This window comes from Mucilaginibacter ginsenosidivorax, from assembly GCF_007971525.1.
Classification (GTDB): domain Bacteria; phylum Bacteroidota; class Bacteroidia; order Sphingobacteriales; family Sphingobacteriaceae; genus Mucilaginibacter; species Mucilaginibacter ginsenosidivorax.
Genome location: NZ_CP042437.1, coordinates 3,343,382 through 3,356,362, shown reverse-complemented (window position 1 = coordinate 3,356,362; position 12,981 = coordinate 3,343,382). Strand labels below are relative to the sequence as shown.

Here is a 12,981-nt window from a genome sequence, read left to right as displayed (position 1 = left end):
ATAGGGTTGTTGGTATTAAAAAGGGAAATGGGAGCGCCGGTTTTAACCAACATACTGTTTTACAAAATTGGCCGCATAGGCTTTTATAATGTCCCTCACGTTCCTGAATTCATTCAATATCTCCTCTGGCGTACCCTTGGCTTTTGCCGGATCGGGAAAGTTATGATGAAAGCGTTGTACATTGCCCGGAAAAAACGGGCAGGCCTCATTGGCGTTATCGCAAACGGTTATTACATAATCAAACGGGATGTTGATGTACTCATCCACATGATTTGATGTGTGTTCCGAAATATCGATATGGTCTTCGGCCATTACCTGTATGGCCCTGGGGTTTACACCGTGAGTTTCTATCCCTGCGCTGTAAATGTTGGCTTTATCGCCGGCAAAAAAACGCAGGTAACCTTCGGCCAGCTGGCTACGGCAGCTGTTGCCGGTACATAATACTAAAATGTTTTTCATGTTTTTTATAATATTTTCTTCATAACAATGGCCGATTGCGGACACACGTGACTAAACTCCGTTGATTGCTGAACTTCGGCCGGAACCTCGGCCCGGGTAATTTTCTGATACCCTTTTTTACCAAAATATTCCGGCGCCGTTTCGGTAAGTAAAAAGATTGCCTGCAGTGATTGGGCGGCGGCAAGCATTTCCAAATTATTAAGCAACTGGTTGGCTATGCCCTTACCACGCTCTGCCGCAGATACCGCCACAGAACGCAGCAAGCCGTAGCTTTCATAAATCTCGATACCGGCAACGCCTATTACCTCTTCGCCCTGTTTGGCTACCACAAAATTTTCAAGCGTTTGAGGCAGGTCGTCGGTGGGCAGTTTCTCAGTTGCCAGCAGGGCAATCACCTTTGCCCTGTAGTTTTCTGCTTTTTCTATTTGCATGGCTTATTAACTAAGTATTCGTGTCGAACAGTATTTCCGCTTGTGCTTTCCGCCTTTTGCTTTTAGCTCAATTAACAACAGCCGGAACCAGGGGTACAGCATGCTGCATCAGCAATCAGGTTTTTCAATTGAATTTTAGGTTTTGCTGCAACTGCGGGTGCGCAGCATTCTTCTCCTTTATCATTCGTGCCGCAACTGCCGCCCCTTTCTATGGCTTTGCACTGCACAGCATCGGGCCTTAAGTCAACAACAAGGTTATCGCCATCTATCAATAACGCTTTCGGCAGCATTTGGCGGGTATCAAATTCGGAGTTGCCAAATTCAATTTTTACGATGCCGTTGGGGTTTAAAGGCAAGGCTTTTTCTACCAGGTTAACAATTGACAGGGCCTTGCCAACAGCCATCGCCCTATCTTGCTGCTGCCCTTCTGGCTCCCATAATTGTACAATAATTTCTGTCCAGGCATTCATTACGCCGCCACAATCTACCGATGTGATGGGAGCCTGTTTTATTTCGGTGATATGGTAGGCCGCATTCACCCATTGGTTTTCGGCATATTGAAACTGCAGGGTCAAATCGGGTTGTTGTATCAACGCATCCTTAAACGTTTTCCAGGTGATGTTTTCTATCTTACTCATAATGTTTAATTTTATTATTGCAATATTACGATTGATTTGGTCAAATTTTTTTAGCAGCACTTAGGGGCCTCGTAAGCCGCAAAAAAGCCCTTCAATTCATTGCTAAGCATATTCCATGCTACAGGATTAATGCAATAGCAAACGCTTACACCTTCAATGGTTCCCTGTATCAACCCCGCCATTTTTAACTCTTTTAAATGCTGCGAAATGGTAGGCTGCGCCAACCCCAATTCGTCGGCCAGGTCGCCGCAAATACAGGCATTCGCTTTGATAATCTGTTGCAAAATAGCTATACGTGCGGGATGGGCCATCGCCTTAAGCATAACAGCCAGCCTGTTTTGCTCATCAGTAAATATTTCTGTTTTTGTTAAGCCCATATATATTGCAATATTACGATTAATGTTTGAAATGCAATAGCAAAATAAAAATAATTTGTAGGGAGCCTTTTCTTGTTTTCACCATCTTATTATTATCGGCCCAGCTTTTTACTTGTCGTTTTACCGCCTATCTTTACGGGATGAAAAAGCTTTCCCTGCTCTTCGTGATTGTATTATCCGGCATGCTTTGCGCACAGGCACAAACCCCGGTTTATAAAGTTTATGCCATTAAAATTGCTGGTTCGGCCTACCCTTTTACCGCTGCCGACTGGGCCAAAGGGGCACCGGCTACCGATAGCCTGAAATTTAATTTTATGGTTTGGCTAATTAAAGGTAATGGCCGCAATATATTGGTCGATGCTGCTTTTTTGAACGACATTGATGATGCTAAAGAATTTAAAGTGATAGATTACATCCGGCCTGACAGCGCGTTATCTAAACTGGGCTTAAAAGCGGGCGATATCACAGACATTATCCTATCGCACCCGCATTGGGACCATATAGATGGTGTGGGATTGTTTCCTAATGCCCGCGTATGGATTCAAAAAGATGATTTTACTTATTTCGTCGGATCGGCCTGGCAAAAAGGCGAAGGCAGCGGTGGATTTAACAAAAGAGACGTACGCATGATGGTTGATTTAAATTTAGCCGGAAAGGTAACGCTGGTTGATGGCGATAACAAGGAAATTATCCCCGGCATAAAAGTATTTACCGGCTCAAGGCATACATTTAATTCAGAATACGTATTGGTAAATACAGGCAGTAACAAAATTGTGCTGGCATCCGACAATATCTGGATATACTACAGCCTCGACCACCTGGTACCACCTGCCGATGGGGGAACGCTCGACCCGGCGGGCTATGTAAAAGCGATGCAAAGAATGAAAACCATGGTTACTGATGTAAGGTTCATCGTTCCGGGGCACGATGCCGCCGTATTTACCAAATTCCCGGCTTTGGCTGCGGGCGTAGCAGAAATTAAGTAGCGTAAACTCATTAGGTCGTTTGACATTCAATAAACACCTGTTAATATAGGCCCCTTGTGCGCTAATACCCTTAGGTATCTGTCGTTATATCGTCCCAACCTTGGCTCATGTAGTTTATCAGCCAGTTTAAAGCGTAGTGTCTTTCATAAACTACGCCACTATCAAGCATTCCGGGAGCCGGCTGCTTTTTGGTACGGGCATCTACACAAGCCCAATCCAGCCGCAGGATCAGATCGGCCTGGTCGAGAATCTCTTTTTTTGTTCGTAACCGGGCTCGCTGTTTAAACTGCGTGTCGGTTAGGCCCCGAAATATTTTTGCATCCTGGGCGACATTGCACAATTGATCCGGGTAAGCCAGCGAGTCAATAAAACCTAATGCCCAAAGCATCACATGTAAATCTTCGTAACGCCAGTTGGCATCGGTGGTTTGTTGCTTTGTTGGCTGAGGATTTGTAACATAAACTCTTTCGGCCGCGGTTAATTTTGATAACGCATCCAGATTTTTATTTATTTCGTCTAAGTCCTTTTGGCCTATCCCTTCGCTTTTTAAACCTACATATAGCAGTGCCGTTGCTCTGTTTGTCACTTCATCTTTTGTACGTATAGCTGCCTGTGATTCCGGATCTACAAATAAAGCGTTGGGATTACCATAAACGGGGATGTGATGTGCTTTGCAATAAGCTTCAGATTGGCGGCGGCGTTCTGCCTGATCGCTGGTTGGTTTTATTTTTTCTACCTCTTTTGTGATAGCAGCGCCCTTATGGTTGTTGCACGACAAAAACAACATCGAAGCAATTATAGTGAGCCTTCTTATCATATCATTAAATTAGTAATTCTTTGGCAGTCCAATAAAAAGCAACCCTCCTAATGTAAAGAAAATTGAGATCAAAAAAATGGCTGATTTATTTCTGTGCCATACGCTGTTTTGGTGACTTAAATCACCAACATGTTTTGGTAAATTGTGCAGCTTTGCGCCGAAGCATAAATGAACATCGACACAAAAAACATAAAAGCCATGACTAAATTTTCCCGCAACCACATATCGGTTTCATTAATGCTGGTTGTCGCTGTCGCAATGGTGTTTGTTTGGTCGTGCAATGGGCCGGAAGAAAACGGAGCGGCAGTTAAAACGGCTCTTAAAGCTCCCCCAAAAAAGGAAAACATTACTGATGCCGGGCTGCCACCGCGAACACAAAATATACCCGCAGGTAAAAAAGGTGATTTGATAAGGTATGGCCGCCAGCTGATTACTTCTACGGCTTTATATTTGGGCCCTAAGGGATCTGTTGCTCAAATTACTAATGGCATGAATTGTCAAAACTGCCACCTTGATGCAGGCACCCGGTTATTTGCCAACAACTTCGCCGGGTTTACAGCCTCCTATCCAAAAAAAAGCAACCGCAGCGGCGTGGTTATATCGGCATCTGTGCGGATTTCGGAGTGTTTTGAGCGCAGCCTGAACGGCGCCATGCCCGACACCGGGACTAAAGAAATTAAGGCAATAATGGCTTACCTGCAATGGTTGGGCAAAAATGTAAAAAAGGGACAGGTGCTGTTTGGTAATACTACGCCACGTTTAAAATTTATGGATAGCGCAGCCGATCCGTTAAGTGGAAAGGCCGTTTTCATCCAAAAGTGCCGCAGCTGTCACGGTGCAAATGGCGAGGGATTGCCGGCTGCAGGTAAACTATCATATACCTACCCGCCCTTATGGGGACCAAACAGTTATAACGATGGTGCGGGTATGTACAGGATAGGCAATTTGGCTGGTTTTGTAAAGGCCAATATGCCTTTTGGTGCCACCTACCAAAGCCCGCAGTTAACCGATAAAGAATGCTGGGATGTTGCAGCGTTTATCAACTCACAACCCCGGCCACACAAAAACCAGGATAAAGATTACCCCGACTTACAGCAAAAGCCCATAGATTTACCCTTTGGGCCGTATGCCGATGGCTTTACCGCCCGTCAGCATAAATACGGGCCATTTGGTCCCATTCAGCAATTCCATCATAAAAAAGCATAAATTAACCTCTTTAAATCTATAGCCATGAAAAATCGTTTTTCCTTACTCTTAGTGCTTGCCGGTTTGTTTTTTATTAAACCCGCTTTCGCCCAAACAGTAGCATCGGAATTTAAAGGCGCCGAAGCCACACAAGCCCATTATAAAGCGCTTTATTACCTCGACGAATCGGACCCGAAGAAAATTAAACAAACATTGCGCAATATGGATAACGCACTGGAAGACGTGCGGTTAAAAGGTAAACTGGAAATGGAGCTTATTGCTTTTGCCGATGGTGTTGCCGTTTACGATAAAGCAGGGCCGTACGAAGCCGAGCTGCAAAAACTGCTGCAAAAAGGAGTGATACTGGCGCAATGCAGCAATACCGTAAGGGAACGGCACATTGATAAGGCTACCCTTTTTTCGTTTATAAGCTATGTGCCCAGCGGCAACGGCGAAATTATTATCCGCCAGGCCGATGGATGGGCAACTATTCATCCCTAAGCCCCACCCCGCTCCTTCGGCAAACTAAACATCTTTCTTGCTTTTACCCGTATTATGACAGACCAATCCGTTATCCAGAACTATTTAGAGCAATTGTTCCCTCAGTTTGAGCCTGGGTTAAAGGCCTTTTTAGTTCAAAACGCGTCGGTTATTCATATTCCAGCCGGCGAGGTTGTGTTGCGTACCGGCCAATACATCAAATCAACCATGATGATTTTAAATGGCCGGGTGAAACTATACCGTGAAGGTGATGACGGAGGCGAGTTTTTTATGTACTACCTGGAACCGGGCAATGCCTGTGCCCTAACCATGATATGTGCTGCCAAACAGGAAACCAGCGAGGTAATGGGTAAAGCCATTGAGGATACTACTGTTTTGGCCATGCCTTTAGCCTTAATGGACCAAATGATGACCACCTACAAAACATGGTACTATTTTGTGTTGGAAACCTACCGCTCCCGGTACGAAGAGTTGCTGATAGTGATTGACCATATCGCCTTTAAGGGTATGGACGAGCGTTTATACTATTACCTGCAAAATCAATATCAAAAGCTAAAAACACGCGAACTAAAAATAACCCACAGCCAAATTGCCGCCGATCTGAACTCGTCGCGCGAGGTGATTTCCCGGTTGCTTAAAAAAATGGAGCAGCGGGGCGATATTGTGCTGAACCGCAATTTTATTGAATGGAAAAAATAAAAAGCCGTAGTGACATAAGTCACCGTTCCCGGCGGGTAAAACAAGCACTTTTGCGTTGTTAATTATTTAAACATGCAGTTTTTAGCTTACCTCGCATCAGCATTAATCGGGATTTCGCTTGGCCTTATTGGCGGCGGCGGCTCTATCCTTACGGTTCCCGTGCTGGTTTACCTTTTCGGCACCAGCCCGCTTTTAGCAACCTCCTATTCGTTATTTATTGTTGGCTCAACCAGCATGGTTGGCGTTTTTACCAATTACCGCAAGGGGCTGGTGAATATTAAAACAGCATTGCTTTTTGGTTTAACATCTATCAGTACCGTTTTTATTTCGCGCAAGTTCCTGGTACCGCTGATACCTCATAACCTTTTGCGAATAGGCAGCTTTCAGCTCACCCAAAACATCTTAACCATGGTATTTTTCGCGGTATTGATGGTGGCCGCAGCAACAGCGATGATCAAAAGCGGCAGTAAAACAGAAATACCGCTTGAACCCGGCATTAAAAAACTCAACATTGCCAAACTATTGCTTTATGGCATAGGTATAGGACTGGCAACCGGTTTTTTAGGCGCCGGTGGCGGTTTTTTGCTGATACCCACCCTTGTTTTATTAGTAGGCCTGCCCATGAAACAGGCCGTTGGTACATCGCTGCTTATCATCGCCATGAATTCGCTCATTGGCTTTACCGGCGATCTGGGCCATTTTGCAATCAACTGGATATTCCTGTTAAAAATAACAGCTATAGCTATAGCCGGTATATTTGCAGGCGGGTTGATTAGCCGCAGGGTTGACAGCAACAAACTAAAAAAGGGTTTTGGCTGGTTTGTACTGGTAATGGGTATTTATATACTGGCTAAAGAACTGTTTTTTTAAATAATTTTGATGGGTGGTGACTTTGGTCACCATCTGCCTGCTTGCTAAACTGCACCTTTGTTAAAGTAAAAGAAAATATCATGAGTATTGAACAAATATATACCGGATGCCTGGCCCAGGGGGCGTACTACATCCAATCAGAAAACGAGGTTGCCATTGTTGACCCATTAAGGGAGGTGGAGCCTTACATAGCTAAAGCCAAAGCCGCGGGGGCAACCATTAAGTATGTCTTTGAAACTCATTTTCATGCCGATTTTGTATCGGGCCATATTGATCTGGCACGGGAAACCGGCGCACAAATTGTTTATGGGCCAAACGCGGTAACCGGCTTTGATGCGCATATAGCTAAAGATAACGAAACCTTTAAAGTTGGCAAACTCACCATAAAAGTACTGCACACACCCGGCCATACCATGGAGTCGGCCTGTTACCTTTTAAGCGATGAGTTTGGCAAAGAAACCGCATTGTTCTCTGGCGATACTTTATTCATCGGCGATGTTGGCCGGCCCGACCTGGCACAAAAAGCGTCAGGGCTAACCCAGGAAGGCCTGGCAGGTTTATTGTTCGATTCGTTGCGTACCCGCATCCTGACGTTGCCCGATGATGTTATTGTTTACCCCGCCCATGGTGCCGGATCGGCCTGCGGCAAAAACATGAGCAAGGAAACTACTGATACCCTGGGTAACCAAAAGAAATATAACTATGCCCTGCGGCCTAACATGACCCGCGATGAGTTTATAACCGAAGTTACGCGAGGGCTAACCGCACCACCGGTGTATTTTCCCTTGAATGTTAAAATGAACAAAGAAGGCTACGAAAGCTTTGAAAAAGTACTGAGCCAGGGAACCCGGCCTTTAAGCCCCGAAGCGTTTGAAGTCGCGGCCAACAGCACCGGCGCCATTTTGCTTGACACCCGCGAGGCCCAGGTTTTTGCGAAGGCCTTTGTACCTAATTCCATCAATATTGGAATCGACGGGAGCTTTGCCCCATGGGTTGGCGCATTGATACCGGATATTAACCAGCAGATTTTGCTGATTACCGAAGAGGGGCGCGAAGAAGAAGTTGTTACCCGCCTGGCCCGGGTGGGTTATGATCATGCCATTGGGTATTTGAAGGGCGGCATTGAGGCATGGGTGGCTTCCGGCAACGAAACAGATAGCATTGTATCGTTAACAGTTGATGAACTTGCGGATAAAGTAAGCAATCATAGCCCGGTAAAAATTCTTGATGTGCGTAAGGCAACGGAATACTATGCCGAACATATAGTAGACGCCGAAAACCTGCCGCTGGATGATATTAACAGCAACATGGCCCTGTTGGATAAAAATGAAACCTACTATGTGCATTGCGCAGGGGGCTACCGTTCAATGATATTCAATTCGATGCTGAGGGCGCGGGGATTTACAAAGCTGGTTGATGTAAAGGGTGGCTTTAAAGTTATGAAAGATTCGGGCAGGTTTAACCTAAGCGCTTATGTGTGCCCCAGCACAATGCCCCAAACCAATTCATAATTTTAAATAAAAGGAATAAAGATGCTTGATTTGCTCAAACAACCCTGGCCCTGGTACATTTCGGGAGCGGCAATTGCCGCTATTATGGTTTTGTTACTCTATTTCGGAAAATCATTTGGTTTTTCATCAAACCTGCGCACCATCTGCTCCATGGTAGGCACGGGTAAAAAAGTATCGTTTTTTGATTTCGACTGGCGGGCACAAAAATGGAACCTGCTGTTTTTAGTTGGGTCGGTTTTGGGCGGGTTGATAGCTGCAACCCTGTTAAAAAACGACGCACCATTAAAGCTGGCCAGCGCGACAGTAGCCGACCTTAAAGCCATCGGCGTAAAGTTTGATGGGCAGCTAAACCCCGCACAGCTTTTTGGGGCTCATAGCTTGTCTTTCAAAAACATTGTCATCCTGTTATCCGGTGGTTTACTGGTAGGCTTTGGTTCCAGGTATGCCGGCGGCTGTACATCGGGGCATGCCATCAGCGGCCTATCAAACCTGCAATTTCCCTCCCTATTAGCTGTAATTGGCTTTTTTGCCGGCGGCCTTATCATGACACACTTTTTATTGCCGCTTATATTATCGATATGAAAGGATTAAGATTTATTATTGCCGGCGTCATCTTCGGCATCATCATGACCAAGTCTGAAGCTGTATCCTGGTACCGCATCCAGGAGATGTTCCGCTTCCAGTCGTTTCATATGTATGGTATTATTTGCACAGCTGTGGTATTGGGCGCATTGGCTGTTTACCTCATTAAAAAGTTCCACGTCAAAGATTCACTGGACAACCCTATCGTATTTACGGATAAAGAAAAAACACGGGCAAATTACATCATCGGCGGCCTAATATTTGGGCTGGGCTGGGCGCTTACCGGCGCTTGCCCAGGCCCCATGTTTGTTAATATCGGCTACGGCTATGTATCCTTTATCATTGTGGTTATCGGCGCGTTGGCTGGCACCTTCCTTTATGGTTTGTTCCGGCGTAAGTTGCCCCATTAAAAACCGCGAATAAAAGCATTATAACAAAAAAGCCTTCGCTTATTGGCTTTTAATGCCATTAATAAGCGAAGGCTTTTTAATTGTTAAGTTAAACCCTAAAACTACCCCCGTTATTGTTTATATATAAATGATTTATCCGGGTGTTGCGGTACGTTCGGTGCTTCTACGGGCTTATCGGCTATTTGTTTTTTCAGATAAGCCAGCGCGGCCTCTAACTGCGCGTCTTTTCCTTTGAACGATTCATTGGGCAGGTTATCCACAACTATATCCGGGTCAACGCCGTGTCCTTCTATCAGCCATTTACCTTCGGGGCCAAACACGCCCGTTTCGGCAGCAGATGCTATACCGCCATCAACCATCCTGTTATCGCTTGATAACCAAATCTCGCCACCCCAGGTGCGCATCCCTATCACCTTACCCAGGCCCAGCCTGCGGAAACCTTCGCTAATAGCCTCGCCGTCCGATGCGGTTTGCTGGTCGCAAAGCAGTACCATGTGCCCCCTGAACGCATACTGCATGTTCCAGGTTGGCCCACCCGCACGGCCCTGCCAATACATCCACGCTTTACGCAACAGTTTTTCAAGTACCCAGCTATCAATGTTGCCTCCAAAATTTTGGCGGACATCCAGAATCAGCCCCTTGCGGTTAAAAATTGGATAAAACTGCTTTACAAAGGCATCCATATCATCGCCCCCCATGGCTTTCAGATGGATATAGCCAATATCATTATTGCTTACGCTATCCACCTTTTGGCGGGTATTATACTCCCACTCGTCATAACGCAAATTGTAAGCATCATTTGCCGAAAATGGCTTCACTACCTGTTCATATAGTTTTTTGCTCCTGCTTAAAAGGTTTAGTTTAACAGGGATGCCAACCTTATCGGCCAGCACCTCGCCAATGTCATTTACCCCGGTAAGCGGTATGTTGTTAACCGCAGTAATGATGTCGCCCTCTTTTATTTTCAATTCTGGTTTATCCAGCGGCGAAGAAAAAGCATAGTCGGGATCGGCTTTGTATATATGTTCTATTTTAACACCTGCTGCAACTTTGCTAAATGTAGCACCTAAAAAACCTGTGGGTATTTTATCTACAGATGTACGTTTGTCGCCACCATACACAAAGGTGTGCAATGCCGATAATTCGCCAACCATTTGGCCAAGCAGATCGTCAAGCTCATAACGGTCGGTTACACGCGCCAGCAAAGGCTCGTACTGCTTTTTCACGTCGGTCCATTTTACTTTGTGCATGTCGCGGTCATAAAAATAATCTCGCATCATGCGCCATGCATCGTCAAACATCTCTTTCCAATCCTCCTGTGGATTGATGGAAAAACTCCAGTTGGCCAAATCGACTTTGGTTTTTTCCAGCTCCATTTTCTGACCGTTGGCGTCGCCTACAGCCAACGATTTATTGGTAAACTGGATCAGTATTTTTTTGCCATTGGCCGATACGCTGAAATCCCTTACAAACGATGCCACCTCGGTAGGCTCGTACTTTTTACTTTCCTCAATTTTTAGCGCAAATATTTTGCCGCCATCGTTCTCGCCATCGGGGCCGCTATCCAGCCAGTATAGGAAGCCGCCTGCTATGGCTACTGATGTTATATTGCCACTTTTCACCGGTACCTGGTAAACACTTTGCATGGCCGTTGCCCAGTCATAAACCTTTGCCGGCGCTACCACAGATTTGCTTTTCTTATCGGCTTTTTTCTCCATTTTCTTTTTTTCCATCGCTGTAAAAACCGAATCGGTAAGCCATGAATCTGTTTGCAGGAAGGGGAATTTGGCGCCGGTATCTAAGGGCATTGCGTAAATGCCCGCAGTTTGTGTGTAATACGGCTCGGGTTGGCGGGGCCCCCAGGGTCCGCGGGTTTTTGAATATAAATTACGCTCACTTACAAAATACAGCCAATTATTATCTGCCGACCAGGCCGGGCTATAGCTGTTAAGCCGGGTAGTGGTAACCGCTTTCATCTTCATGGTGCGCGTGTCAACCATACTTATCTGCATATTGGTATTCTCAATACTTTCGGTAACGTTAAGCAACAAACTATTGGGCGACCATGAAAGTTCGGCTATGCCGCCGTACGTTTTATCGTAAGTAAATTTTATTTCGCCTGTTGTAGCATCGGCTATTCGCAGCACTTCGTTTTTATCGCTGTAGGCCACAAATTTACCATTGGGCGATACCTTGAAAAGAGCGATAGTGGTGGTACTTTTCCGGGTCATCTGCACCGGTTTGTCAATGCCGTCGGCGCTCATCTTCCACACTTCAAATTCGCCATTCTGATCAGATAATACAGCTATGCTTTTATCATTTATAAAATGGACGTCTTTCGCCCGAATACCACTTTTAGGGTTAATCTCCACCCAACGATCGCTTTTAGCAGGCGATACAAACACACGGCCGCGGCTTACAATAGCCACATAGTTGCCATTTGGCGAGATATCTGAAAAGCTGATACTATTTACCGGTCCTTTTATCCAGCGGGGTTTGCGCTGGTCAAAATCAGATGTGAGGTTAATATCCAATATCCTTTCCTGGTTGGTATTGATATCGTATAGCCAAATGTCGGCTCCTTTCTGGTAAACAACTTTTGATTCGTAAATACCCGGTGTTTGCAAATCCCAACCTTTTGAAAAGGTTTGCTGTTTTAAATTTTTGCCGCCTGTATCCATCGACCATAGGTTCATGGTGCCATCCCTGTCTGATAAAAAGTAGATGCGGCCATTGTAGTACATTGGGCTGGTACTGGTACCGTCAAAATCGCCGGTGAGGTTTGTGGCCTCCTGCCTGCCATCAAACTTCCACACCTGCTCTATCAGGCCGCCCTTGTAGCGTTTTGTTTTACTGCCCTGGTTTGGGAAGCGGGTAAAATAAAGCACGCCATTGTCATCATAGCAGCCTAACGATGCCTGCCACAGCGGAATAACCTGCTTTTTGCCCGTCGCTGGGTTCAGCTTTACCATCTGCGGATTGGGCAGCGCGCTAATGGCAGTGGTTCGGTATAAAATATCGCCCTCTTTTGTCCAGCCGGAAATAAATTCATTGCGGCCGTCATAGTCGTAAGTGAGCCGCTTGGGTACGCCGCCATTAATATCCATCAGGTAAATTTCTGCAACACCTTCGTACTGCCCCGTAAAAGCAAGCTGCTTTCCATCCGGCGATATAGCAGGGTTTTGTTCAACCCCGGCATTGGTGGTTAAACGGGTTGATGTGCTGCTGGCAAGGTCGTATTTCCAGAGGTCTCCTTCGGCAGTAAACACAACGGTGTTTTTGCTGATGCAGGGCGTTCGGTAATATCCTTTTTGCTGGCTGTAGGCAAATGAAAAACTGAGCGTTAACACAGTTAAAGCGATGAGTTTAGTACGCATAAGTAGCTTTTTTACCAAATATAAATAATGGACACCTCAAAAACAATTTGGTTGATATTACGCGTAAAAGTACCCGGCCTGTTTAACAGCACGTGCGGAAAATACGCCGGCAATTGCACTTTTAATACAACAATTCAC

Annotated in this window: 14 protein-coding genes; 8 read left to right on the top strand and 6 right to left on the bottom strand. The window is 45.6% G+C overall.

The window, feature by feature from the left end; genetic code table 11:
• Positions 1–42: 42 nt before the first annotated feature.
• The 4 genes from FSB76_RS14050 to FSB76_RS14035 form a co-directional block, all read right to left on the bottom strand.
• Entirely contained in the window at positions 43–459 is a 417-nt protein-coding gene (locus FSB76_RS14050; protein WP_147054327.1) for an arsenate reductase ArsC, read from the bottom strand.
• 5 nt (positions 460–464) lie between these two features.
• Complete coding sequence (gene arsN2 / locus FSB76_RS14045; RefSeq protein WP_147054325.1) at positions 465–890, bottom strand: arsenic resistance N-acetyltransferase ArsN2; 426 nt, start codon at positions 888–890, stop codon at positions 465–467.
• A gap of 71 nt (positions 891–961) precedes the next feature.
• Positions 962–1,528 carry a DUF6428 family protein gene (locus tag FSB76_RS14040; RefSeq protein WP_147054324.1) on the bottom strand — a complete coding sequence of 189 codons (567 nt, stop codon included), beginning with the start codon at positions 1,526–1,528 and terminating at the stop codon, positions 962–964.
• Between the two features lie 50 nt (positions 1,529–1,578).
• On the bottom strand, positions 1,579–1,905 hold the full coding sequence (locus FSB76_RS14035) for an ArsR/SmtB family transcription factor (protein WP_147054322.1): 327 nt from the start codon (positions 1,903–1,905) through the stop codon (positions 1,579–1,581).
• Between the two features lie 140 nt (positions 1,906–2,045).
• Here FSB76_RS14035 and FSB76_RS14030 point away from each other — a divergent pair, with 140 nt between their 5' ends.
• Positions 2,046–2,891, top strand: coding sequence for an N-acyl homoserine lactonase family protein (locus FSB76_RS14030; protein WP_147054320.1), 846 nt, complete (start codon positions 2,046–2,048; stop codon positions 2,889–2,891).
• Between the two features lie 70 nt (positions 2,892–2,961).
• Here FSB76_RS14030 and FSB76_RS14025 read toward each other — a convergent pair whose 3' ends face one another.
• On the bottom strand, positions 2,962–3,708 hold the full coding sequence (locus FSB76_RS14025) for a DUF4272 domain-containing protein (RefSeq protein ID WP_147054318.1): 747 nt from the start codon (positions 3,706–3,708) through the stop codon (positions 2,962–2,964).
• 198 nt (positions 3,709–3,906) lie between these two features.
• Here FSB76_RS14025 and FSB76_RS14020 point away from each other — a divergent pair, with 198 nt between their 5' ends.
• The 7 genes from FSB76_RS14020 (at position 3,907) to FSB76_RS13990 (ending at position 9,466) form a co-directional block, all read left to right on the top strand.
• Positions 3,907–4,914 carry a c-type cytochrome gene (locus tag FSB76_RS14020; protein WP_225976511.1) on the top strand — a complete coding sequence of 336 codons (1,008 nt, stop codon included), beginning with the start codon at positions 3,907–3,909 and terminating at the stop codon, positions 4,912–4,914.
• A gap of 24 nt (positions 4,915–4,938) precedes the next feature.
• Positions 4,939–5,394 carry a DsrE family protein gene (locus tag FSB76_RS14015; protein WP_147054314.1) on the top strand — a complete coding sequence of 152 codons (456 nt, stop codon included), beginning with the start codon at positions 4,939–4,941 and terminating at the stop codon, positions 5,392–5,394.
• A 54-nt stretch (positions 5,395–5,448) separates the two neighbouring features.
• Positions 5,449–6,093, top strand: coding sequence for a Crp/Fnr family transcriptional regulator (locus tag FSB76_RS14010; protein ID WP_147054312.1), 645 nt, complete (start codon positions 5,449–5,451; stop codon positions 6,091–6,093).
• 72 nt (positions 6,094–6,165) lie between these two features.
• Complete coding sequence (locus FSB76_RS14005) at positions 6,166–6,963, top strand: sulfite exporter TauE/SafE family protein (protein ID WP_147054309.1); 798 nt, start codon at positions 6,166–6,168, stop codon at positions 6,961–6,963.
• Between the two features lie 80 nt (positions 6,964–7,043).
• Entirely contained in the window at positions 7,044–8,474 is a 1,431-nt protein-coding gene (locus tag FSB76_RS14000) for an MBL fold metallo-hydrolase (protein ID WP_147054307.1), read from the top strand.
• 21 nt (positions 8,475–8,495) lie between these two features.
• A complete protein-coding gene (locus FSB76_RS13995; protein WP_147054305.1) occupies positions 8,496–9,056 on the top strand; it encodes a YeeE/YedE family protein in 561 nt (186 codons plus the stop codon).
• On the top strand, positions 9,053–9,466 hold the full coding sequence (locus FSB76_RS13990) for a YeeE/YedE family protein (RefSeq protein ID WP_147054303.1): 414 nt from the start codon (positions 9,053–9,055) through the stop codon (positions 9,464–9,466). Before FSB76_RS13995 ends, FSB76_RS13990 begins: the two co-directional genes overlap by 4 nt.
• Before the next feature lie 110 nt (positions 9,467–9,576).
• On the opposite strand, the gene FSB76_RS13985 is transcribed toward FSB76_RS13990, so the two are convergent.
• The gene (locus tag FSB76_RS13985) at positions 9,577–12,843 is read right to left on the bottom strand and encodes a S41 family peptidase (protein WP_147054301.1); all 3,267 of its coding nucleotides are present in this window, start codon (positions 12,841–12,843) and stop codon (positions 9,577–9,579) included.
• Positions 12,844–12,981: the final 138 nt, after the last annotated feature.